This window comes from Streptomyces sp. NPDC048643 (genome assembly GCF_040650615.1).
Lineage (GTDB): Bacteria > Actinomycetota > Actinomycetes > Streptomycetales > Streptomycetaceae > Streptomyces.
Map to the genome: position 1 here is coordinate 14,317 of NZ_JBEZHO010000016.1, position 22,250 is coordinate 36,566.

20 protein-coding genes are annotated in these 22,250 nt (G+C 70.1%); 11 read left to right on the plus strand and 9 right to left on the minus strand.

Annotated elements, in window-relative coordinates; translation table 11 throughout:
* The first annotated feature begins 24 nt into the window (after positions 1-24).
* Positions 25-474 carry an SRPBCC family protein gene (locus tag AB0C62_RS18010; protein ID WP_362974182.1) on the plus strand — a complete coding sequence of 150 codons (450 nt, stop codon included), beginning with the start codon at positions 25-27 and terminating at the stop codon, positions 472-474.
* 69 nt (positions 475-543) lie between these two features.
* Positions 544-1,404 (plus strand): endonuclease/exonuclease/phosphatase family protein, encoded by an 861-nt coding sequence (locus AB0C62_RS18015; protein ID WP_362974184.1) that lies wholly within the window; start codon positions 544-546, stop codon positions 1,402-1,404.
* 35 nt (positions 1,405-1,439) lie between these two features.
* On the opposite strand, the gene AB0C62_RS18020 is transcribed toward AB0C62_RS18015, so the two are convergent.
* Complete coding sequence (locus tag AB0C62_RS18020; RefSeq protein ID WP_362974186.1) at positions 1,440-2,603, minus strand: NAD(P)/FAD-dependent oxidoreductase; 1,164 nt, start codon at positions 2,601-2,603, stop codon at positions 1,440-1,442.
* A 112-nt stretch (positions 2,604-2,715) separates the two neighbouring features.
* Between AB0C62_RS18020 and AB0C62_RS18025 the strand changes: the two genes are divergently transcribed.
* Entirely contained in the window at positions 2,716-3,405 is a 690-nt protein-coding gene (locus AB0C62_RS18025) for a helix-turn-helix domain-containing protein (protein ID WP_362974188.1), read from the plus strand.
* A 43-nt stretch (positions 3,406-3,448) separates the two neighbouring features.
* Here the strand turns inward: AB0C62_RS18025 and AB0C62_RS18030 are convergent, their stop codons facing one another.
* Both AB0C62_RS18030 and AB0C62_RS18035 read right to left on the minus strand, forming a co-directional pair.
* The gene (locus AB0C62_RS18030) at positions 3,449-3,805 is read right to left on the minus strand and encodes an STAS domain-containing protein (RefSeq protein WP_362974190.1); all 357 of its coding nucleotides are present in this window, start codon (positions 3,803-3,805) and stop codon (positions 3,449-3,451) included.
* The gene (locus AB0C62_RS18035) at positions 3,802-4,254 is read right to left on the minus strand and encodes a PP2C family protein-serine/threonine phosphatase (RefSeq protein WP_362974192.1); all 453 of its coding nucleotides are present in this window, start codon (positions 4,252-4,254) and stop codon (positions 3,802-3,804) included. Before AB0C62_RS18035 ends, AB0C62_RS18030 begins: the two co-directional genes overlap by 4 nt.
* 211 nt (positions 4,255-4,465) lie before the next feature.
* On the opposite strand from AB0C62_RS18035, the gene AB0C62_RS18040 reads away from it, so the two are divergent.
* The 3 genes from AB0C62_RS18040 (at position 4,466) to AB0C62_RS18050 (ending at position 10,286) form a co-directional block, all read left to right on the plus strand.
* Positions 4,466-8,638, plus strand: coding sequence for a SpoIIE family protein phosphatase (locus AB0C62_RS18040; protein WP_362974194.1), 4,173 nt, complete (start codon positions 4,466-4,468; stop codon positions 8,636-8,638).
* A complete protein-coding gene (locus AB0C62_RS18045) occupies positions 8,638-8,925 on the plus strand; it encodes an STAS domain-containing protein (RefSeq protein WP_362974196.1) in 288 nt (95 codons plus the stop codon). The genes AB0C62_RS18040 and AB0C62_RS18045 overlap by 1 nt, the downstream gene beginning before the upstream one ends.
* A 203-nt stretch (positions 8,926-9,128) precedes the next feature.
* Positions 9,129-10,286, plus strand: a complete 1,158-nt coding sequence (locus AB0C62_RS18050) for a N(5)-(carboxyethyl)ornithine synthase (protein ID WP_362974198.1) — start codon at positions 9,129-9,131, stop codon at positions 10,284-10,286.
* Positions 10,287-10,357: 71 nt separating this feature from the next.
* On the opposite strand, the gene AB0C62_RS18055 is transcribed toward AB0C62_RS18050, so the two are convergent.
* From AB0C62_RS18055 to AB0C62_RS18065, 3 genes are all read right to left on the minus strand, one after another.
* Positions 10,358-12,538, minus strand: a complete 2,181-nt coding sequence (locus AB0C62_RS18055; protein ID WP_362974200.1) for an MMPL family transporter — start codon at positions 12,536-12,538, stop codon at positions 10,358-10,360.
* A 230-nt stretch (positions 12,539-12,768) separates the two neighbouring features.
* On the minus strand, positions 12,769-13,884 hold the full coding sequence (locus AB0C62_RS18060; protein WP_362974202.1) for a MerR family transcriptional regulator: 1,116 nt from the start codon (positions 13,882-13,884) through the stop codon (positions 12,769-12,771).
* Positions 13,885-13,918: 34 nt separating this feature from the next.
* Positions 13,919-14,386 carry a hypothetical protein gene (locus AB0C62_RS18065; RefSeq protein ID WP_362974204.1) on the minus strand — a complete coding sequence of 156 codons (468 nt, stop codon included), beginning with the start codon at positions 14,384-14,386 and terminating at the stop codon, positions 13,919-13,921.
* 222 nt (positions 14,387-14,608) lie between these two features.
* Here AB0C62_RS18065 and AB0C62_RS18070 point away from each other — a divergent pair, with 222 nt between their 5' ends.
* On the plus strand, positions 14,609-16,231 hold the full coding sequence (locus tag AB0C62_RS18070) for a hypothetical protein (protein WP_362974206.1): 1,623 nt from the start codon (positions 14,609-14,611) through the stop codon (positions 16,229-16,231).
* Positions 16,232-16,296: 65 nt separating this feature from the next.
* Entirely contained in the window at positions 16,297-17,811 is a 1,515-nt protein-coding gene (locus tag AB0C62_RS18075; protein WP_362974208.1) for an amidase, read from the plus strand.
* On the opposite strand, the gene AB0C62_RS18080 is transcribed toward AB0C62_RS18075, so the two are convergent.
* Together AB0C62_RS18080 and AB0C62_RS18085 are read right to left on the minus strand one after the other, a co-directional pair.
* Positions 17,797-18,486, minus strand: a complete 690-nt coding sequence (locus tag AB0C62_RS18080; RefSeq protein WP_362974210.1) for a 2-phosphosulfolactate phosphatase — start codon at positions 18,484-18,486, stop codon at positions 17,797-17,799. The genes AB0C62_RS18075 and AB0C62_RS18080 overlap by 15 nt on opposite strands.
* A 146-nt stretch (positions 18,487-18,632) precedes the next feature.
* Positions 18,633-19,283: a helix-turn-helix domain-containing protein gene (locus tag AB0C62_RS18085; protein WP_362974212.1), complete on the minus strand. Its 651-nt coding sequence runs from the start codon at positions 19,281-19,283 to the stop codon at positions 18,633-18,635.
* 202 nt (positions 19,284-19,485) lie between these two features.
* Here AB0C62_RS18085 and AB0C62_RS18090 point away from each other — a divergent pair, with 202 nt between their 5' ends.
* From AB0C62_RS18090 to AB0C62_RS18100, 3 genes are all read left to right on the plus strand, one after another.
* Complete coding sequence (locus AB0C62_RS18090) at positions 19,486-20,229, plus strand: VOC family protein (protein ID WP_362974214.1); 744 nt, start codon at positions 19,486-19,488, stop codon at positions 20,227-20,229.
* Between the two features lie 173 nt (positions 20,230-20,402).
* Positions 20,403-20,618 (plus strand): hypothetical protein, encoded by a 216-nt coding sequence (locus AB0C62_RS18095; RefSeq protein WP_362974216.1) that lies wholly within the window; start codon positions 20,403-20,405, stop codon positions 20,616-20,618.
* Between the two features lie 80 nt (positions 20,619-20,698).
* Positions 20,699-21,082 (plus strand): DUF488 family protein, encoded by a 384-nt coding sequence (locus AB0C62_RS18100; protein WP_362974218.1) that lies wholly within the window; start codon positions 20,699-20,701, stop codon positions 21,080-21,082.
* A gap of 113 nt (positions 21,083-21,195) precedes the next feature.
* Here AB0C62_RS18100 and AB0C62_RS18105 read toward each other — a convergent pair whose 3' ends face one another.
* On the minus strand, positions 21,196-22,173 hold the full coding sequence (locus AB0C62_RS18105) for a hypothetical protein (RefSeq protein WP_362974219.1): 978 nt from the start codon (positions 22,171-22,173) through the stop codon (positions 21,196-21,198).
* Positions 22,174-22,250 lie beyond the last annotated feature (77 nt).

Sequence of the window (22,250 nt, forward strand, 5' to 3'; positions counted from 1 at the left end):
GTCGCACTCTTCAAGGAGAGGCGTATGAGTACCCGGGTTGAGGTGACCGTCGACATCGACCGGCCCATCCATGACGTCTACGCCTATCTCGCCGACGGACTGCACGACCCTGAGTTCAATCCGCGGGTACTCGTGATGGACCGGAGCCCCTACGGTGAGACAGAGCTCGGCACCGTGTTCCACAGCACGGTCAGGAACGCCGGTCTGACGACTCACCGAGAGTTCGAGATCATCGACATGGCGGCACCGAACCGTATTCGCTGGCACGAGACGTCCTATCACTCCATCACCGCCGGCGAGGGCGGCTACGACCTCGAACCGACCGCCGACGGAGGGACCAGGGTCCACCTCTTCAACATCCTCGAGGGCCATGACATGGGAAGACTCCTCCTTCCGCTGGTCGGCGGTCGAGCACGCAAGGACGCGCCTGCCCTCGGCCGACGGATGAAGGCCGCGGTAGAGGGTTCGATCTGATCGAGCGGTCGTTGTGGAGCCCGTCCAACTTCCCTTTATCCTCGGGTGAAGAGGACGCCCACGACATGGATGTCCGTTGTGAGGGGGCCGCCGGTGTTCAAGGGGCGCACGCAGTTGCTCGCGGGCGCCTTGGTCGTGGCCTGCATGGCGCTCATCGGCCCCACCGCGCCGAGTGGTTCCCCCTTCGTCAGGTCGGGGGCCGTCGAGGCCGCCGTCGATGTCGTACCGAACCGCGTCATGACCTGGAACCTCTGCAACCCCTGCGAGGGGAGCAACGTCGACCGTGCTGCGGAGATCGCCGCGTACGCCCCGCAGGTCATCGGCCTGCAAGAGGCGTGCGCGCGGGACGTCGAGAGGATCGTGGACTACCTGGAGGGTATGTACGGGCTGCCCTACCAGGTCGAGTTCGGTTCGGTTCTGCGGAGTTGGGGCCGCTGCGGGGGAGCGCCGTGGAGTCCGGGGGGCTACGGTCAGGCGATTCTCTCGGCGGCACCTATGAGAGACCTCGTCACCGCGGAGTATCCCGACGGTGGATCCGAAGACCGTGGGTACATGGCGGTCACCACCACCGTGGACGGCCGGCCCCTGCGGGTCTTCAACACCCACCTTGCCGAGCGACGCCAAGAGACGGTCCGAGCGGGTCAGGCACGTGTCCTCGCCGCGGAAGTCGTACGGCACGACCGCGCCGTCGTCCTCGGTGACTTCAACGCCGTACCCGACGCTCCCGAACTCGCCCCGATGTGGGCATCGGCCACGGACGTCGCCCCGCGGTGCGGTCCCTCGTCCACGGTCGACTGCGAGCCGACGACCGACTGGCAGAGCACGTTCGACTACGTCTTCCTGCGGGGCCTCGTACCGCTGGGGCATGCCGTGCGTCCGTCGTCGTATTCGGACCACCACGTGCTGTACGGCGACCTGGACGCCTCGTGAGGGCGGCTGCCTGAGTGGGATCGCGTGCGCAGGGCTCAGCCCTGGTCCTGCGTCCCCTCCTGGCCCTGGGGAACACCGTTGAACAGGTCGATGAGTCCGAACGGTGCCCGGTCGCCGAGGCAGAGGTCCAGGATGTCGTGGGCGTCGGCGTAGAAGGGATCGGTGCGGGCGAACAGTGCCGTTTCGTAGGTCGTGAGGGCCGCTTCGAGGTCGTCGCCGTGTGAGGCGATCGCCTTGGCGAGTTCGGCGCCGTCGAACATCGCCAGGTTCGCGCCGTCGCCCGACGGCGGCATCAGGTGCGCGGCATCGCCGAGGAGCGTCACCCCCGGCACGCGGTCCCAGCGGTGCCCGTCCGGGAGGGTGTGGATCATGCGCGCGACCGGAGCCGTCTCACCGTCGGTGATCAGCGCGGTGAGTTCCGGTGCCCATCCGTCGAACTCGGCCGCCACCCGGGCGGTCGCGGCGGCGGCGTCCGTGAAGTCGATGCCGGCGATCCAGTCGGCGGGGCGGTTCAGCTCCACGTACGTGTGCAGGACGTTCCCCGCCTCGCGGTGCGCGACGATCCCCTTGCCCGGGGTCAGCGCGTACATGGCGCCGACACCGACCGCCTCGGCCGCCGCGCCGTGCTTCTCGTCGACGTCGTGCAGGTAGGTGTCGATGAACGTCGTGCCGATGTACCGGGGCGTGGCGTCGGAGAGCAGGGGGCGGACCTTCGACCAGGCGCCGTCGGCACCGACGAGCAGGCCGCTGGTCACGGTCGTGCCGTCGGCGAAGGCCAGCTCGTGCCGGCCGTCGCCGAGAGAACGGACGGCCGTGACCTTGCGTCCCCACTGGACGGTCCCGTCCGGCAGGGAGTCCAGCAGGATCCTCCGCAGGTCTCCGCGCAGCACCTCGGGGCGTCGTGCCATGCCGTCGTCGGGCTCGTCGTGCAGCAGCTTTCCGTCCGGGTCGAGCACGCGCAGCGCCTCGGCTCCCTCGTGGATGATCGCGCGGAACGCGTCGGTGAGGCCGGCGTCGGCGAGCGCGCGCTGCCCGTCGTCCTCGTGGATGTCGAGCTGGCCCCCCTGGGTGCGGGACGCGGCCGAGGCATCGGCCTCGAAGACCGTCGCGGGGATGCCGTGGACGTGCAGGACGCGGGCGAGGGTCAGGCCCCCGAGGCCTGCGCCCACGATGGCGACGGGGTGGTGGGTGGTGGTCATGGCTTCCTCGTTCCCGTGTCCGCGGAGCGTCGGGCGCTCACCGGACACCCTTATGGATCGGTGTTCCATAACCAATATGGAACACCGATCCAGGGTGTGTCAAAATATGGGCATGCCGCGCACACGAGGAAGAGCACCCGACGGGAAGGGGCGCCCCGACGCCCTGTCGCAAGAGATCATCGTCAGCGCGGCCGTCGCACTGCTGGACGAACACGGTGAGCGGGGACTGACCTTCCGCCTGCTGGCCAAGCACCTCGACACCGGACCCGGCGCCCTGTACTGGCATGTGGCGAACAAGGACGAACTCGTCGCCCTCGCGGCGGATCAGGTGCTCGGCCACGCCTTCGCCGCGGACCCGCGCGTCGAGGAGGACGCCGTGGCCGGCCTGCGCGCGCTCGCCGTCGCCGTGTTCGACGCCCTTGACCGGCATCCGTGGGCGGCGTCCCACGTCACCGCGCCGGCCACGCTGGACAACGCCCTGCGTCTGCTCGACCGCATCGGCACCCTCGTCGCACGGACGGGGCTGCCCGCCGAACGGCACTTCGCGGTCTCCACCGCGATCTCGTACTACATCACCGGCGTCAGCGCCGAGATCATCGCCCCGGGCATCACCGTCGACGTGGCCACCAGCCGCTCCGCGTTCCTCACCCGGACCGCCGAACACTGGGCCACGCTCGACCCCGCGGAGTACCCCTTCCTGACGGGTACGACCGCGGACCTGCGGGACCATGACGACCGCGACCAGTTCACCACCGGCCTCGATCTGCTCCTGGACGGCCTGAGAGCGACCGCGGGTCGGTGACCGCGCGCGTGACGTCGCGCTTCAGGCCTGCTCGGATCGCCGTCTAGGCGTGGAGGGCCTCGATCGCGTCCTCGACGGTGGGCTGGAACGTGAAGAGCTGATCGAGGCCCACGATGCGGAAGAGATGCATCAGGTCGGCGTTCATCCCGACCAGGAGGAGACGCGACTCGGCCTTGAGCGCGCGGTCGTAGGCGCTGACGAACACCGTGAGGCCGGTGGAGTCGCAGTAGGTCAGCTCGGAGACGTCCATCAGCAGGGGGGCGTCCGGGGTGAAGGGTGTCTCCTGGACGAGCCGGGCGAGGTCCGGCGCCGTGTGGTGGTCGAGTTCACCGGCTACGGTGAGCACCGTGGCGCCGCTGGCGTGGGGGTGTCGAGTGGCGGTCAGTGTGCGGTCGTTCACCGGTTCTCCTGGGCGGGTGGGCGTGTGTGGCGGGGCGGGACGGACAGGGCGAGCAGTGCGGTGTCGTCGCTTATTCCGGTTCCCAGATCGGTGAAGAGCTTGTGCACCGTGGCCGGCAGGCTGTCGGCTCCTCGCGTGGCATGGCCCGACAGGTGGCGGCCCAGCCCCTGCTCGCCGAGCATGCTTCCGTCCGCGGTGCGGGCCTCGATGAGCCCGTCGGTGTAGAGCAGCAGGGCGTCACCGGGAGCGAGGCGGGTGGTGGTCTGGACGAAGTGGAGGTCGGGCAGGAGCCCGATCAGCCGGCCGCCGATGGTGGACACCGCCTCGACCGTGCCGTCCGCGCGGAGGGCGAGAGCCGGAGGGTGGCCCCCGCCGGCGAGCGTGACGGTGAAGGATCCGTCGGCCGCCGCGTCCGTGCCCTGGTGAAAGGCGTGCAGGGACCCCGTCATGGCGCGTCCCTCCCCTCCCCGTTGGCCGTGCCTGTTGGCGCGAGGCGCGGCTGTCCTATCCTACGGAGCGCGTCAACGAGCTTCGCCCGGGTGTCCGTCGGCCGTGCGGTTTCCCATCGTTATGGTGTCCATTGCGCGCGGAGGGGACCGCACAATGGACACCGACAGACAGCCCTCGGGCACCGGTCTGTCGTGAACGAAGGGGTGGGTAGTGACGCGTTCCGAAGATGCCGTGCCGGAAGCGCCGGCAGCGGCCGGCGCCGGTGTGTTCGCCGCGGACGCGGAGGTCGGCCAGGATCTGGCGCTGGTGGACTGGGCGGGGACCACCCCGCTCGGCGACCCGGAGAACTGGCCGCAGAGCCTGAAGACCGCCGTGAGCATCCTGCTGTCGTCGAAGTTCTCGATGTGGATGGCCTGGGGCCCGGAACTCACCTTCTTCTGCAACGCCGCGTACCGGCGCGACACCCTGGGCCGGAAGTACCCGTGGGCTCTGGGACGGCCGGCGAGCGAGGTCTGGGCGGAGATCTGGGACGACATCGGCCCCCGTATCGACACCGTCCTCGTCACCGGTGAAGCGACCTGGGACCAGGCGCTGCTGCTCTTCGTGGAACGCTCGGGATACCCGGAGGAGAGCTACCACACCTTCTCCTACAGCCCGCTGCGCGACGATGCCGACCAGGTCGTCGGGATGCTCTGCGTGGTCAGCGAGGAGACCGAGCGGGTCATCGGCGAACGACGGATGACCACCCTCCGCGACCTCGGCTCCGACCCGAGTGTGGTGCGTACCGAGCAGGAGATGCTCGACTTCGCCCGCCGGCAGCTGAGCCGTAACCCGCATGATCTGCCCTTCACGCTGACCTACCTCTTCCAGGACGACGGCAGCGCCGCCCTGGCCGCGGTCACGGGGGTCGAGAGCGGTCACCCCGCCGCCGTGGACTTGCTGCCGCCGGGCTCCGAGACGGTGTGGCCGACGACCGCCGCCGCCCTGGGCGAGCCGGTACTCATGCCGTTGGACGGAACCCCCTTCGTGGATCTGCCGGCGGGGGAGTGGCCGCAACCGCCCGTCCAGGCACTGGTCGTGCCGCTGCGGCAGCAGGGTGGCTCCCCGTACGGATTCATGGTGGTCGGCCTCAATCGCTACCGGGCCCTGGACGACGGGTACCGCGGCTTCGTCGAACTCGTCGCCGGCCATGTCGCCACCGGAGTCGCCAGCGCCCGCAGCTACCAGGCGCAGCAGCGGCGCGCGGAGGAACTGGCGGAGCTGGACCGGGCGAAGACGACGTTCTTCTCCAACATCAGCCACGAGTTCCGTACGCCCCTGACCCTGATCATGGGGCCCGTGGACGAACTGCGCGACAAGCTCGCCGACGCGGACACGGGCGTGCGTGAGGAACTGGACGTCATCCACCGCAACGGCCTGCGCCTCGGCAAACTGGTGAACACGCTGCTGGACTTCTCCCGCATCGAGGCCGGCCGGATGCAGGCGCGCTACGAGCCGGTGGACCTGGCCGCGGTCACCGGTGAACTCGCCAGCGTGTTCCGCTCCGCCGTCGACCGGGCCGGCCTGGACTTCCAGGTCGACTGTGTCCCGCTGCCCGCGCCGGTCTTCATCGACCGGAGCATGTGGGAGAAGGTCGTCCTCAACCTGCTCAGCAACGCGCTGAAGTTCACCTTCGAGGGCTCGATCCGCGTCACCGTGGGAGCCGAGGACGGCAGGGCCGTCGTCACGGTCGACGACACCGGCATCGGTGTCGCCGCGGACGAGATGCCCCGGCTGTTCGAGCGGTTCCATCGGATCGAGAACGCCCGTTCCCGCTCCAACGAGGGCAGTGGCATCGGCCTGGCCCTGGTGAAGGAACTCGTCGGACTCCACGGCGGCGACATCGGCGCCACCTCCGCCGAAGGCCGGGGCACCCGGTTCACCATCCGGCTGCCGTTCGGCTCCGCTCACCTGCCGGAGGAGGCGGTTCACCTGGAGCCGGCCGCCGGCTCCGCCTCCACGGCGACCGACCCCTTCGTACAGGAGGCCTTGCGCTGGCTGCCCGGTGAGCAGACCGGGACGACTGCCGTCGAGGTCGCGAGCGCCACCGACGGCGGAGCCGACGGTTCCGGCATCGACGCCGCGCTCCCCGCCCATGTGCTGGTCGCCGACGACAACGCCGACATGCGCGAATACCTCATCCGACTGCTGCGCGGCGCCGGGTACCAGGTCAGCACGGTGGACGACGGCCGGGAGGCCCTGGCGGCGATACGCACGAAGGCCTTCGACCTGGTCGTCAGCGACGTGATGATGCCCCACCTGGACGGTCTCGCCCTGGTCGCGGCCCTGCGCTCCGACCCGCGCACCGCCTCCCTCCCGGTGCTGCTGCTGTCCGCCCGGGCCGGACAGGAAGCGTCCATCGAGGGACTCCAGGCCGGGGCCGACGACTACCTCGTGAAACCGTTCGCGGCCGCCGAACTCCTCGCCCGAGTACGCGCGAACATCGAACTGGCACGGCTGCGCAGTCACCACGCCCGCTGGCGCACCGCACTGGTGGACTCCCTGCAGGAGGCCTTCTTCGTCTGCGACGAGGAAGGCGCCGTCATCGAGATCAACGCGGCGTTCACCGGCATCCTCGGATACGGGCCCGAAGGCCTGCCGTACCGGCCGGTCCACCCCTGGTGGCCCGACGCCGCCACCGACTCCGCGGCGTACCAGCAGGTCAGTGAGGCCTTCGCCCTGCTGCTCGGCAACACCAAGGGCTCCTACACGATCCCGATCACCCACCGGGACGGACGGCGTCTGTGGGCCACGGCCACCTTCAACCAGGTCGACGACCCCGACACCGGACGCCGTGTCACCGTCGGCACCTTCCGCGACGTCACCGCCGAGCACTACGCCATCCAGCGTGAGAGCGCCCTGGCAGCCCTCGGCACCTGCCTGTCCCGAGCCACCAGCCTCCCCGAGGCGCTGACCGGCGCGCTGGACGAGCTCAAGAAACTGTGGCGTGCCCGGTCCGTCGTGGCAGCGGTCTTCGACCACGGCGACGAACCCACACTGACCTCGACCAACGCGTCACCCACCTGGGCGGGACTGCCCTCCGAACGCCGTGAGCGGCTCGACGCTATGCGCCAGGGGCCGATTCTGACCCCGGTGGCCGACCGCACCGGGGCCGGGATACTCCTGGAGTTCCCCAACGGCCCCCTGGCGCTCTGGATCGACCTCGGCGAGAACCGGCCCTTCACCGGCGAGGACCAGCTGCTGCTGTCCCTCCTGGCAGGCCACCTCGCCCAAGGCCTCCAGCGGGCCCATCAGATCGACCAGCAGCGTGAGACCGCCATCGCCCTGCAGCGCGCCATCCTCGGCCCGGCCCGGCTCCCCGACGGATTCGCCGTCCGCTACGAGCCCGCCACGCAGCCCCTGGAGGTCGGCGGTGACTGGTACGACACCGTCACCCTGCCCGACGGGCGGATCGGCATCGTCGTCGGTGACTGCGTGGGCCGGGGTCTCGAAGCCGCCAGCGTCATGGGTCAACTGCGCAGCGCCTGCCGTGCCCTGATGCTCCAGGACGCCAGTCCCGCACGGACGCTGATGGCCCTGGACCAGTTCGCCGCCGGCGTTCCGGGCGCCGCCTGCACCACCGTCTTCTGCGGTGTCCTCGACACCGACACCGGACAACTCACCTACTCCAGTGCCGGCCACCCGCCAGGCATCCTTGTCCATCCCGAGGGCACCACCCGGCTCCTCGAGGACGGACGCTCCCTGCCTCTGGCGGTCCGCCCCGGTAACGAGCGGCCCGAAGGCGCCTGCACCATACCGGCCCGGTCCACCCTGCTGCTGTACACCGACGGGCTCGTCGAACGGCGCCGCCGCCCGCTCAGCGCGGGCATCGACCAGGCCAGCGAAGCCCTCATGGACGGACGGGGAACCGCGGTCGACGAGCTGGCCACCGACGTGATGTCCCGGCTCGCACCCGCCGACGGCTACGACGACGACGTCGCCCTGCTGCTCTACCGTCACCCGGCCCCGCTGGAGATGTCCTTCCCAGCGGAGTCCTCGCAGCTCGCGCCCGTCCGCAAGACACTGCGCAGCTGGCTCGACCAGTGCGATCTGCCCCCCACCACCGTGCAGAACGTCCTGGTCGCGGCGGGCGAGGCGTGCGCGAACGCCATCGAGCACGGTCACCGCGACGCCCCCGGTGACGCCATCCACATCCGAGCCGAGGCATTCGTCGACAACCTGCACCTGACCATCGCCGACACCGGCCGCTGGAAAGCCCCGCAACCGGAACTCAACACCCATCGCGGTCGCGGGATGGGTCTGATGCGTGCCCTGATGCAACAGGTGACCATCACCCCCGGCCCGTCCGGCACCACCGTCGACATGCACACGAGGATCGCCTGATGACCACTTCCCTGACCCTCACTCGCGGACGACGGCCCGACGGCACCGCGCTCCTGACCGCAGTCGGCGAGATCGACATGAGCAACACCAAGGAACTGGCCGACGCCCTCACGGACATGACCGGACCTCTGGTGCTCGACCTCACCGGTGTCGAATACCTCGACAGCGCCGGACTCAGCGTGCTCTTCCCCCACGCCGACCGCCTCGAACTGGTCGCCAACCCGCTCCTGGAACCCGTCCTGACCATCTCGGGCCTCACCGGCCTGACCACCGTCCACACCACGTAGCCGCACCGGGGCGTAGCGGGGCGGCAGGTCCGGTGGGGTGCGGGGCCTCTGCGGAGGACGACCACGGGCGGTGGGAGGCGCCCGGACGGGAGTACGGTGGCGGTACCGAGCGCACCTCGCACGCCGTCATCCGTTTCGGCGTCGCCCTCGGGGAACGGCAATGGCCGGAGCACGCGCGTCCGGTCGGAGATGAGCCGCCCCACATGAGCCTGATGAGTCTCGGAGTACTCGCCTCCTCCCGCAAGGAGAACGAGTTCCGTCTGCCGCTGCACCCCCGCCACCTCGACCGGATCGCTCCGGACATACGCGAGAGGATCTTCCTCGAACAGGGCTACGGCCAACGGTTCGGCGTCGCCGACGACGCCCTGCGACCACTCGTGGCAGGACTGCGCACCCGTGAGGAACTCCTCGCCGAGTGTGACGTCCTGCTGCTGCCCAAACCGATGCACGAGGATGTCGCCGAGCTGCGCGAGGGCCAGGTGCTGTGGGGATGGCCCCACTGCGTCCAGGACGAGAAGATGACGCAGATCGGTATCGACCGACGGCTGACCTTCATCGCCTGGGAAGCCATGAACCACTGGACGTCCAAGGGCGCCTTCAGCGTCCATGTGTTCCACAAGAACAATGAGCTGGCCGGCTACTGCTCGGTGCTGCACGCCCTCCAGCTCGGCGGCCTGACCGGCAGCTACGGGCGCCGCCTGCGCGCGGTGGTCATCAGCTTCGGCGCCACGGCGCGCGGGGCGGTCACGGGCCTGGGCGCCATGGGGATCTCCGACGTCACGGTGCTCACGCAGCGTGCCGCCGCAGCGGTGGCTTCGCCCATGCCCTCGGTCGTGATGGGCCACTTCGCGGAGCGCGAGGACGATCCGTCGCGGCTGGAGGCGGTCACCGCGAACGGGGCCGTGCCGCTGGCGGAGTACCTGGCCGGGTTCGACGTCATCGTCAACTGCGTCCTGCAGGACACCGACGCGCCCCTGATGTTCGTCACCGACGAGGAACTCGCCGTGTTCCGCCCGGGGACCTTCTTCGTCGATGTCGCCTGCGACGAGGGCATGGGCTTCGAGTGGGCCCGCCCGACCACCTTCGGCGAGCCCATGCACACCGTGGGGCCGGGCTGCCACTACTACGCGGTGGACCACAGTCCGTCCCACCTGTGGAACTCCGCCACCTGGGAGATCAGCGAGGCGCTGCTTCCCTACCTGCGCAAGGTCATGAGTGGCCCCGCGGCATGGGACGCCGACGTCACGCTGCGAAAGGCCATCGAGATCCGCGACGGCGTCGTCCAGAACCCGAAGATCCTCTCGTTCCAGCACCGGCCGGCCGAGTACCCCCACGCTCCCGAGGTCCCGGCGGCCTGCTGAGCCGGCAGGGACGTTCGGCTGCTGCCGGGCCGCGTGTCGCCGGCCCGGCAGCTCCGCCGATCGAACGAACGCTAACCGCGCCGTCCCGAGGGATCGTTCGCGAAGACGTCACGGTCCTCGTCGGCGACCGGTCCGGAGCCGAGGGTTCCGGTGGCCCCCTCCTCTGCCCGGTCCGCGTGCCCCGGCCACCATGCCGCGTGGCCGATCAGGGCGGTGAGGCTCGGCGTGAAGAACATCGCCATCACGAACGCGGCGACCGCGATGCCGAACGAGACCGCGAATCCCATCTCCGTGAGCAGCGCGTTGCCCGCCAGCATCATCGTGGCGAAGGTCGCCGCGAGGATGAAGCCCGCCGCCGCCACGGTCGGCCCGGCGTGCCTCAGCGCCATGCCGGCCGCTTCACGCGGATCTCGGCCCTCCCGGGCCTCCTCGCGGAGCCGGGCGATCATGAGGATGTTGTAGTCCGTGCCGATGGCGACCACGAACAGGTACATGATCACGGGCAGCATGAACATCAGGCCGGAGTGCCCCTGCCCCTCCTGGAAGATCCACACGGTCGCGCCGAGGGTCGCGCCGAACCCGAGGCCCACCGAGGCCATCAGATACAGGGGGGCGACCACGCTGCGCAGCAGAAGTCCCAGGATGATCATGATCAGGATCGCGGCGACGGGGAAGACCGTCCGGTAGTCGTGGTTGACCGCCGCGTCGATGTCCTTGTAGATCGAGGACATGCCACCGACGAGGGCCTCGGTGCCCTCGGGCGCGTCGGCGTGCGCGACGTCCCGCACCCTGCCCACCGTCTCGATCGCCTGGTCCGTCGACGCCTCGTACTTGAGCGTGACCGTGAAGTCGGCGGTCGTACCGGCCTTGTTCACCTGGGTCATGCTCGCGCTGGCGACACCGTCCACCGCGCCGAGACTCTTCTCGTACGCGGGGAAGGCGGCCTTGTCCAGCGGCTTGCCGTCGGTGCTCGACAGGTAGACGTCGGTGGGTGCCGCGGCGCCCGCCGAGTACGCCTTCTGCATCTCGTCCTGGACGACCATGGACTCCTTGGTCTTGGGCATGGAGCCCGACGCCAGGTCGAACGTGGCGTTGTATCCGAACACGCCCAGGGACAGGGCGACCAGGACGAGACCGGAGAGTGCGGCGGTCAGTGCCGGGCGGCGCTGCACACCGCGGCCGAGGGCGGCGAACCGGGCGTTCTCCGGCTCCTGTTGCCAGGACTTCGAGGGCCAGAAGACCTTCGGCCCGATGAGCGAGACCACGGCCGGGACCAGGGTCAGACCCGCGACCAGGGTGACGGCGACCGAGATGGCGAGCGCCGGACCCATCTGCTTGAGGAAGCCCAGCGTGGACAGCACCAGGGCCAGGAAGGCGATGATGACGGCTCCGGCCGCCGAGGCGATGGCCTCACCGACCCGGCCCACCGCGTTGATCATCGCCTCCTTCGACTCGTCCCCTGCCCGCAGGCGTTCGCGGTAACGGAACATCAGGAACAGGAAGTAGTCCGTACCCACGCCGAACAGCACGACGATGAGGATCGAGGACACCGAACTGTTGGCCTGGAGGTCGAAGAGCTTGGTGGCGTAGGCGATCAGCCCGTTGGCGATGGCGGCCACCACGCCGATCAGGATCAGGGGGAGTACGGCCAGGATCGGCGCCCGGAAGATGATCAGCATGGTCACCAGGATGATCAGGAAGGTGCCGATCCCGATCAGGGCCTGACCGCGCTTGGACGAGTCCTGTTGGTCGAGGGCCTGCGCGGCGGAGCCGCCGAGCTTGACGTCGAGGTTCGTCCCCTTGGTCAGTTCCTTGACGTCGTCCCGCAACACCTTGGCCGCGTCGGCCTGTTTGGGCTGGCCGGCGTTCTTGCTGTCCATCTGGACCAGGGTGAGGTCGTACCTGCCGTCCTTCGACGGCTGGCCGGGGACGACCTTCTGCACCTGGTCGATCTTCTTCTCGCCCAGCTCGGTGGTGATCCGGGCGACGTCCTTCTTGTCGGCGGCCGTGAGCTTGCCGCCGTCGGTGCGCTGGTACAACGCGATCGCGGACGGGGTGAAAGCGCCGGGGAACGCCTTCGCCTGGAGATCCGCCGCTTTGATGGACTCGTAACTCTTGGGCAGGAAACTGCTCTCGTCACTGTTCGAAGGCAGGCCCGGAGCGCTGGCGACGATCGCCACCGCCGCGATGAGCCATGCCACGATCGTCCAGACGGGATGTCGGACGACGGTGATCCCAATACGTCGAAACATGCGGGGGGTCCTCCTGGGCAGGAAGATCACCACAGCCCGGGGAGCGGACCCCGGCATCGGCGACCCTGACCGGCCTTCCCATCGAGCCGGTCGAATGGTTGTCTTGGGCTCTGATCGTAGTGACCGCGCACCTCGCTCGCGGCATCGGGCCGTGACTGGTGTGCGTTTCGTTCGGAGGCGGACGGCGGGGCCGCGCGACGCTTCCCGTGCGGTGTCCCCGTACGCGGCGATCAGGCCACGAGGAGGCGGAGGCCGAGTTCCGCCGCGTCGAGGGCGACGAGGTCGCGGTTGCGTTCGGCCCACCGGCCCGAGGAGAGGTCGTCGCGGAGGCTGTCCACCGCCCGCTGCTCCGCCTCCGGCCCGACCCGGGTCCACACCGACACCGCGCGGCGCACGGGTTCGTCCAAGTAGGCCTCGGGCCGCCGCCAGTGGGCCTCGAAGAAGCCGTCGGCGCAGTCCCACGGCACGAGCACCGGCTCCGCGCGGCCCCCGATCGCACGGGTCAGGTCGGCCAGCGACGGCCAGTCGACGAGGAGGTCGGCGAACTCGGGCAGGTAGTCGCGGGTGAGCCAGAACCTCTCGCGCCGGCCGATGTCACCGGCGTCGTACGTGAACACCACCACGCGGCGGGCCACGCGCCGCATCTCCCGCAGCCCCGCGATCGGGTCCCGCCAGTGATGAACGGTGCTGAAGGCCATCGCCGCGTCGAACGACTGGTCCTCGAACGGGAGGCTCTCCGCCGCGGCGGCCACGCACGGCGCCGCGTCCGCGGGGCGCTGCGACCGCATGACCGCCGACGGCTCCACCGCGACGACGTCGCGATCGGGCGGCTCGTACGAGCCGGTGCCGGCCCCGACGTTCAACACGGTCCGTGCGTCCCCGAGGGCGCCCCAGACCCGCGCGGCGATCCGCGGTTCGGTTCGCCGCGTCACCGGGTAGGCCGACCCGATGACGTCGTACAACTGCGCCCCGAACGCGTTGAGTTGCTCCTCCGGAGTAGGTCTGATCCCCATCGCGCGTGCCTCCAGTTCCCTGTCGATCGCCGTCACCATGGCGCCGGCGCGGTCGCGCTGTTCCGCGAGCAGCCCGCGCAGTCGGCGCAGGTGCGCGACCGCGTCGACGGCCGGGTCGTCGACCAGATCCGCGATCTCACGCAGACCGAAGCCCAGCCGCCGGTAGGCCAGCACCTCCCGCAGCCGCTCCACATCGCCCGCCGCATAGGCCCGGTACCCGACCCCGGTCCGCGCCGACGGCCGTACGAGGCCGATCTCGTCGTAGTGATGCAGCGTGCGGACGCTCACGCCGGCCAGCTCGGCCACCCGTCCCACCGTCAGATGCTCCTCCACGCCGCCGACTATGCGGCATGACGTCACGTGAGGGTCAACGGCTCCGCGCGGGCCGGTTCCGGTGCAGGGTCTCGTCGGTCGTGCACACGGGCTCGGGATCGTGGGCGAGGCACAGGCTGAACACTTGACCGTCCTTCCTCGTGACGCCGAGGAAGGTGCAGGTGTCGTCCTCGCCGTCCACGGCGATCATGCCGCCTCGTGTGAGGGACTCGTCGGTGAAGGAGGAGCCCGAGTCGTTCACCGGTCCGAAGAACTCCCAACGGCCCTTCGTCGCCGCTGGGCACGATCCCGCCTCGGCGCCCGGAGCGTGATCGAGCCCGACCGCCCTCAGCGTGTGGTCGCCGGCGAAGTCGATCCTCAAGCCGTTGTCGTCGGCCCAGCGCCCGACCAGGGACGCCTGACCGATGGGCGGTGGCGGCGGGCCGACGCCGCATGCCACCCCGACGCAGCCCAACACGGCGACCAAGGCCGCGATCCGCCAAGACCTGGCAGTTCCCCGCATCCTGTTCACCCTCCCCAGGTTTTGAACACGTTCAGAATAGCGTCTCGGAGAGGCCGCCGGACGCGGGGGCGCGCTCGACCGCCGTCCTGGCGCCCGGGTGATGGAGGGCCGTCGTGAAATCGCAATGATCCGGAGCGCAACCATCCCCTCCCACGGTGAGTCCAGCCATCCGAACGACACGTGGGTGCGTTCCTGCTGGCGCGGGTGAGACGGGTGTGGGGTATGGGACAGATACGGCGATGGACTCAGTCGGCGGCACTGCTGTTGGGAGCGGCCGGACTCGGTGTGGCCGCGCTGCCGGGCATGGCGAACGCGGCCGACACGAAGCTGTCGATCGACGCCCAGGAGACCTACTACACCTACCAGTACGGCGAGGGCCCGCCCGGTGACGGTGATCTGTTCCTGCTCGACCTGAACCTGAGCGCCCCCGAGGGCACCAAACCGCTGGCCAAGAACGTCAAGCTGACCATCGACGCCACCGAGCTGGAGGGCAAGGCCCTCATCACCGGCGACGGCGGCGCCTGCTCGCGCTCCGGGTACGTCTACACCTGCTCGTACACCTCGATCGACGGCCTGACCAGCGTCCAGCCCTTCTACATCAAGGGCGCCAAAGGCGTGAAGGCCGGCGTCTCCGGCGACATCCACTACACCGCCGTCTCCAGCAACGCGGGCACGGCCACCGCCACCACGCACGCGATCATCGGTGGCCCCAAGCTGCTCACCCAGCGGGAGAAGAAGGTCACCGGCATCGCCCCCGGCGGAAGCTTCGACATCACCCCGGCCATCGCCAACACCGGCCCGCTGGCCGCGCCCCAGGGGATCGGCGTGAAGCTGTTCGGTGAGGAGGGACTGAAGGTCGCCGAGCAGTACAGCAACTGTCGCTACCGGCCGATGCCGCAGCCCACCGCGTACTGCACCTTCGACACCCCGATCGAGCCCGGGACCGCGTACGCGTTCGACAAGCCGTGGCACTTCACCGCGTCGGACGACCTGATGTACGCCACCATCAACTACCTCACCTGGCCGCTCGGCAGCGGCAACCCGTGGCAGTACGACAACCCGGCGGACTACACCATCACCGGCAGCGGACCGGAGCTCGGCCTCACGTCCGCTTCCGCCTCCGGTTTCCCCGACTTCGGCGGCTTCGTCGAGGTGTCCACCGCCCAGCGCGCCGACTACCAGGCGCTGGGCGGCCAGGTGACCGGCAAGGTGGGCCAGACGGTGCCGGTGAACCTGGGCGTGAAGAACGGCGGCCCCGGCTCGATGAACCTCTACAGCCGCCCCGGCCAGGGCTCCGGCGTCTACCGCGTCACCCCGCCCGAGGGCACGGTGATCACCAAGATCCCGTTCCCCGGCGAGGACGACGACCACGCCTGCGGCTCGCCGATCAAGGGCACCCGCACCTACGAGTGCCGGATCTCGGACAGCTTCCCGGCCGGCGACACCGACCAACTCACCTTCTACGTACACATCCAGAAGGCGGTCGCGCACCCGAAGGCCGGCTCCATCGAGGTCATCGGCCGCACCGACTTCCCCAACCGCGACGATCAGCCGGGCAACGACTCCGCACCGGTCACCCTGAAGATCACCGGCGGCGGCTCGTCCGCCTCACCGTCTCCGTCGCCGTCGGGCTCGGCATCCTCCGGTACCGGATCCGGTACCACCACCGGCGGGTCGGCCTCCACCTCCGGCGGAGGCGGCACGTCCGGCGGGTCGAGCGCGCAGAGCGGCTCGATGGCCGCCACCGGTACGGGCGGACTGCTCTGGATCGAGGCCGCGGCGGCCGCGGCGCTGGGCACCGGCGCGGTGGGCATCGCGGTGTCGCGCCGCAGGGCACGCCGATAGCTCCAACCTCGTTGCGCGGAACGGGATTTCGTGGCTCGAACGGGGGATAGGTACGTTCCCGCCTCATGGACTGGAACCAACAGACAGCCGAAGAACAAGCCGCCGCGTTGCGGGCCGGAGAAGTGACCTCGGCGGAACTGACCGATGAGGCGATCGCCCGTATCGAGCGGGACGACACGGAGATCAACGCGATCTGTGTGCGGGACTTCGACCGTGCGCAGAGCGCCGCGCGCGCTGCCGACGAGGCACGAGCGCGCGGCGAGGACCGTCCGCTGCTCGGCATCCCGGTGACGGTCAAGGAGTCCTACGACATCGCCGGACTGCCGACGACCTGGGGGATGCCGCGCCACCGGAACCACCTCCCCGCCGAGGATGCCGTGCAGGTGTCACGGCTCAAGGCCGCCGGGGCGGTGGTGCTCGGCAAGACCAACGTGCCCTTGGGGCTGCAGGATCTGCAGACCTTCAACGAGATCTACGGCACCACCAACAACCCGTGGCATCCCGGTCGTACGCCGGGTGGATCATCCGGCGGATCGGCGGCGGCCCTCGCCTCGGGATTCGGCGCCCTGTCCATCGGTTCCGACATCGGGGGTTCTCTGCGCACCCCCGCACACTTCTGCGGTGTCTACGCGCACAAACCGACGCTCGGGCTGGCGGCGACGCGCGGTATGGTCCCGCCGCCCGGGCCGGCGTTGCCGGACCCACCCGACCTTGCCGTCGTGGGTCCGATGGCACGCTCTGCCCGAGACCTGACTCTCCTGCTCGACGTCATGGTGGGACCTGATCCTCTGACGCTCGGCGTGGCCTACGAGGTGACGCTGCCGCCCGCGCGCCACGAACAACTCCGCGATTTCCGGGTCCTGGTCCTCGACCAGCACCCGTTCCTTCCGACCGGGTCCGCCGTTCGTGCGGGTGTGAACCGGGTCGCCGACGTGCTCGTCGACGCCGGCGCCCGCGTCGAACGGCACAGTCCACTGCTGCCCGACCTGACCGAAGCCGCCCTGCTCTACACGCAGTTGCTGTTCTCGAGCTCCGTGGCGCGCTTTCCCGTCGAAGCGTACGAGCAGTTGAGGACCCGCGCCGCGCGGCTGAGCGCCGACGATCAGAGTCTCGATGCGGCGCGCTTGCGTGGCATGGTGTTCAGCCACCTCGACTGGATCGGGGCGAACGGCCGTCGCGAACTCCACCGTCATGGCTGGCGGCGGTTCTTCGCCGAGTTCGACGCCGTCGTGTGTCCCGTCACGCCCACTCCCGCGTTCCCGCACAACCACGACCCCGACCTGATGGGGCGCCGGATCGACATCGACGGCGTCGAGTACCCGTTCTTCGACCAGCTCGTCTGGGCGGGGCTCGCCACCATGCCCGGCCTGCCCGCCACCGCCGTCCCGGCGGGCCGGTCTCCCGATGGTCTCCCGGTGGGAGTCCAGCTCATCGGTCCGATGCTGGAGGACCGTACCCCGTTGCGGCTGGCCGAACTGCTCGAGCAGACGATGGGCGGCTTCCAGGCACCGAAGCAGGGCGTACAGCCGGGCGTCCGTCTCCCTGCCTCGCCGTGTCGGACGGACTCAGTCGGTCGGTGAAGGAACGGCGTACGGGCGGAGGACCATGAGCGGGTCTTCCAGGGTCGCCACCATGGCGAAGGGGAACCGGTCGAGCTCAAGACAGAGCGCGACGTCGTCGGGATGGACTCCTTGCCGCACGCCCTGCGCCAGTTCGGCGGCGGCGCGCGACGTTCCGGCGCGGTGCAGGAACGCCGCTGCGTCCGTATCCGCTTCGGTGGCTCTACGAGCGATGTACTGAGCGCACGCCAGATCTTCGTCGGCGCGCCCGTCCTCGCCGGTCACGACGAACGTGACCTGGTCACCCGCGCGTATCCGCAGGAGACGGGCCGTCGCCTCCGCCACCACGAATCCGGCGCACAGCACCAGGGACGCCTCCTTGACCGCGAGGGCACCGACCGTCCCTGCCGTGGTCTTCTGCACGACGGTCCGTCCACCGAGGTCGACGGACCGCAACAGGCCCGGAGAGTTGACCGCGTCGAACCCGGGCGCGGGCGGACCGTCCTTGAGGGCCATCCAGTCCGGGTGACGGGTCTTGAGCGCCAGTGCTTCGTCCAGTGACTCGGCCAGAACGATCTTTTCGGCCCCTCGGGCGAAGGCCCAGGCAGCCACCGTGAAAGCACGCATGACGTCGACCACGACCGCCACGGACGGGACGTCGTCCAGCTCGGATATGCCAAGGAAGCGAGTGTCCATCGGGTCATGATCGCGCAGCCCGCCGGCCGGCACGAGGCCTTACGCGTCAGGGCGGGACGCGAGGCGTTTCCCATCACCTCGGGAACGGGGTGGCTGAAGCCCTCGGTTCCGTCCAGCCCGCACGTGAAGCCCTCCGCTCGGGCCACTCAGGTGCGAGCGGGATCCCGGCGGTCGGGTGTCAGGAGGTAGGCGATCGCCATGTCGCCGAGTTCGTCCGCGTAGCGGCGTTGGGCCGCTTCACCGGTGGCCGGGTCGGGGCGTACCGAGTTGTGGAAGCAGGCGCCGAGGATCGCACGGGCGGCGGTGTCGAGAGCCGCCCGCGGGTCGGATCGGCGGATCTGGTCCGTGTAGGGAGCCGCCGCTTCGAGCAGGAGGCGATGGATCTCGGTGATGGTGCGGGCGCCGCGGTCCGGGGGCTTGGTTCCCCGCGCGCGCAGCAGCTGGGGGAAGAGGCTGCTGCTGTCGGCGAAGGACTCCAGCAGGGCGTGCGCGTAGGCGTCCATCACGCCGGACAGTGACGGCTCGGCCCTGGACAGCCGCTCGGCCACGTACTCCTCCCGCCGGTCGAGCATGCGTTCCGTCAAGGCGTCGATCAGCTGCTCCTTGTCCTCGAAGCGGCGGTAGATCGTGCCGACCGAGACGCCGGCGCGTTCCGCGACGCCGGAGATCGTCATCTCGTCCAGACCGGCCGACGACGCGATGTCCTCGGCCGCCCGCAGCACGCGGGCCAGCGTCGCGGCGCTCCGCGCCTGCCTGGGCTCGCGATAGGGCGCCGGGCGGTCGTGCTCGTCGGTCATGTCGGCATCGTATCGGCGGCTGCCCAGCAGGAACTCTTGACCGACAAGCCGACCTTCCCGGGTGTGACCGTGGCGCTCGCGTCGGGGCCCACCGACTCGACCGAGGCCACCGACGTGTCACGCCCCGAGTTCGTCCCGCTCTGACCTGTTCGGGGGCAGCACCTGTGGATGTCGTAGCGGAGCGGTGCATAGGATCGGCGGCATGGCGCTGCGACCTGTGCAGGTGAACATCAAGGCGGTTGATGTCTCGGCGGTCGGCCGGTTCTGGGCGGAGGCGCTCGGCTGGCGCGTTTCCAGCGGGGGATCCGGCGTGACCCGACTCGTGGCGCCCGTCGGTTTCGTCTGGCGGGACCCGGTCGACGTCTGTGTCGACGTCGTACCCGTCCCGGAGGCCAAGACGACGGCGAAGAACCGTGTGCACCTCGATCTCGCCACCACCTCCGCGGCCCACCAGACGGAGTTGGTCGCGCGCCTCCAGGCACTCGGTGCGACCTCCGTCGACGTGGGCCAGGGCGATGTGCCGTGGACGGTCCTCGCCGACCCGGAGGGCAACGAGTTCTGCGTCCTGGAGCCTCGGGAGGTGTACCGGGACGCCGGTCCGATCGCCGCGGTGGTCGTCGACTGCGCGGATCCGCGGGGGATGGCCCGGTTCTGGGACGCGGCGATGGACTGGACGGCGCAGGAGGTGAGTGACGATCAGGCGTCGTTGCGCTCGCCCCAGGGCTCCGGTCCGTATCTCGAGTTCATTCGGACACCGGAAGTGAAGGCGGGGGAGGACCGTGTCCACCTCGACCTGTTGCCGTACCCCGGCGACGACAAGGAGGCCGAGGTCGCCCGGCTGCGGGCCCTCGGCGCCACGGATCTCGACCTCGGCCAGGGCGACGTGCCGTGGACGTGCCTGAGCGACCCGCAAGGCCTCGCCTTCTGCGTCCTCGCGCTGTCCTGACGCTGAGTCGCGTTTCTCCGTGCGGTTTGTCCTGAGGGATGAGCAGGGTCCGCGGGTGCCGTGGGCGTCCGGGGCCATCCGAGTGGGCTGCGGCTGTGTCGGGCAGCGGCCGCCGGGCGGATTGACCATGCTGAGCCGGGACCAACGCCATGCCCAGCGATGAGAGGTCAAGCATGCCGAACGACTCGGTCGCACGCTTCCTGGCAGCACTGACCCCGGAGGACAGGGAGTCCGTCGCAGCCGGCCCGCGGGAGGAGCAGGAGCGGCTCGCTGCCGCCTGGGAAGAGGAGTTGGAGGGCGACGACGAACTCGACACCCTCGACGAGGTGTCCCCGGCGGCGGCCGAGGCCGAGGCGGCCCGCCGTGTCCTGGGCAAGGAAGCCGACTAGCAGCGGAGCGGCGGCCCGCAGGTCGAGATCGACCCTGCCCGATGGGGCTTTCCCTGACACACCGTCCGAGAGGAGACGAGATGAAGTCGGATGCGGAGTTCCGCGTACGCCGGGTCTACGACGCGCCGGAGTCGGCGGACGGGCGACGGATCCTGGTGGACCGCCTGTGGCCACGCGGGCTCTCGAAGGAGAGGGCGAGCCTCGACGAGTGGCTCAAGGACGTCGCGCCTTCGAACGGTCTGCGCGTCGCCTACCACGCCGGTGAGTTGGACTTCGCCGCCTTCCAAGGCCACTACCAGGCGGAGCTCGACGACTCTGAGCACGCTGCCGCGGTCGAGCACCTCCTCGACCTGGCGCGCGAGGAGACCGTCACCCTCGTCACCGCTGTGAAGGAACCGGAGAACAGCCACGTAGGCGTTCTCGTCGCTCACCTGGGAGAGCAGGGGCACAAGCCGCGCCGGTGAGGTGCCCCGCACGCCCCGGCAGCATCGCGCGTACGGCCATGAGCGGGTCGCACGGGGCCGTCCGGGGCGGCCCCTCAAGGGAACGCCCCGGACGGACGCCAGGACCGCGTGCGTCAGGAGTCCGCGGCGATCCGGTCCCGCACATAGGTGACCAGCGCCGCCGCCACCCGGGAGCGGTCGGGCTCCGGCAGGTCCTCGTACGCGGCCGAGACGGTCATCCACTCGTTGAAGACGGGACCCTCGCGGGTGAGGAGCCAGTCGACACACAGGTAGTCGGCGTCGACTCCCCTGGCCAGCCGCTCGCTGAGCGTGCGCACGCGGTCGTCCCCTTCGAAGGAGGCGCCGGAACCGCCCTCACTCACGTTGGCGAGGTACGAGCCCTCCTTCGGGCGGCGCAGCATCACGGCGATCGCTTCCCCTCGGTGCACGTACACCCGTACGTCGCCGTCGTTCTCCTGGAACGGCTGTACCACGGCGCCCAGCGCCGCCGGGGTGAGGAGGTCGACCGCCGCGGTCAGCTGCTCGGGGCCCTCGGCCTTCAGCACCCCGAACCCCATGGCCATCGCGCGAGGCTTGACCACGTAGGGACCGGTTCCCAACTCCCGTCCGACCACGGGCAGTACCCGGCGCGCGTACCGCCCGAAGGGGACCGTGACCGTCGGCGGGACCGGGATGCCGAGTGCTGCCGCCGCGTGGCACATGGCGAGCTTGTCCGATCCCAGGGACTCGGCGTCGCGGATGCCGTCGTTGAGGAGCACACGCCCGGCCGCCCTGATGGTCCGCGTGATGGCCTGGACGTGGCGCCCGATGCCCGCGTCCCACGTCCAGTCCGACAGCAGGAAGGCGTGACCGCCACCGAGCAGGTCCTCCTCGTCCAGGTACAGGCGCGGCGCTCCGCCGGACCATGCCGGTACGAGGTCTCCGGAGTGCACCACGCGCACCGGCAGACCGTTGCTCTCGAAGAGGTTCACGCGGTCGGAGCCCTCCTTCTGCAGCAGGAGGTGGCGGCGCGGGTCGTAGTTGTCCGGGTTGGTGATCCACACGATCGCGGGGGCGCCGGGCGCGTCGGTCAGGGGGAGTGCGTCGGTCACGGCAGGGGTTCCGTTCGTCGGGCGGACGGGGGGCAGGCCGAGCAGCGGTGATCGGCCACGGTGGTGCGGCGGGGCGG

Excerpts from the sequence above, each read along its gene's own strand:
- AB0C62_RS18010 (WP_362974182.1), top strand. The coding sequence starts at position 25 with ATGAGTACCCGGGTTGAGGTGACCGTCGACATCGACCGGCCCATCCAT.
- AB0C62_RS18015 (WP_362974184.1), top strand. The coding sequence starts at position 544 with ATGTCCGTTGTGAGGGGGCCGCCGGTGTTCAAGGGGCGCACGCAGTTG.
- AB0C62_RS18020 (WP_362974186.1), bottom strand. The coding sequence starts at position 2,603 with ATGACCACCACCCACCACCCCGTCGCCATCGTGGGCGCAGGCCTCGGG.
- AB0C62_RS18025 (WP_362974188.1), top strand. The coding sequence starts at position 2,716 with ATGCCGCGCACACGAGGAAGAGCACCCGACGGGAAGGGGCGCCCCGAC.
- AB0C62_RS18035 (WP_362974192.1), bottom strand. The coding sequence starts at position 4,254 with ATGACGGGGTCCCTGCACGCCTTTCACCAGGGCACGGACGCGGCGGCC.
- AB0C62_RS18045 (WP_362974196.1), top strand. The coding sequence starts at position 8,638 with ATGACCACTTCCCTGACCCTCACTCGCGGACGACGGCCCGACGGCACC.
- AB0C62_RS18050 (WP_362974198.1), top strand. The coding sequence starts at position 9,129 with ATGAGCCTGATGAGTCTCGGAGTACTCGCCTCCTCCCGCAAGGAGAAC.
- AB0C62_RS18055 (WP_362974200.1), bottom strand. The coding sequence starts at position 12,538 with ATGTTTCGACGTATTGGGATCACCGTCGTCCGACATCCCGTCTGGACG.
- AB0C62_RS18065 (WP_362974204.1), bottom strand. The coding sequence starts at position 14,386 with ATGCGGGGAACTGCCAGGTCTTGGCGGATCGCGGCCTTGGTCGCCGTG.
- AB0C62_RS18070 (WP_362974206.1), top strand. The coding sequence starts at position 14,609 with ATGGGACAGATACGGCGATGGACTCAGTCGGCGGCACTGCTGTTGGGA.
- AB0C62_RS18075 (WP_362974208.1), top strand. The coding sequence starts at position 16,297 with ATGGACTGGAACCAACAGACAGCCGAAGAACAAGCCGCCGCGTTGCGG.
- AB0C62_RS18080 (WP_362974210.1), bottom strand. The coding sequence starts at position 18,486 with ATGGACACTCGCTTCCTTGGCATATCCGAGCTGGACGACGTCCCGTCC.
- AB0C62_RS18085 (WP_362974212.1), bottom strand. The coding sequence starts at position 19,283 with ATGACCGACGAGCACGACCGCCCGGCGCCCTATCGCGAGCCCAGGCAG.
- AB0C62_RS18090 (WP_362974214.1), top strand. The coding sequence starts at position 19,486 with ATGGCGCTGCGACCTGTGCAGGTGAACATCAAGGCGGTTGATGTCTCG.
- AB0C62_RS18095 (WP_362974216.1), top strand. The coding sequence starts at position 20,403 with ATGCCGAACGACTCGGTCGCACGCTTCCTGGCAGCACTGACCCCGGAG.
- AB0C62_RS18100 (WP_362974218.1), top strand. The coding sequence starts at position 20,699 with ATGAAGTCGGATGCGGAGTTCCGCGTACGCCGGGTCTACGACGCGCCG.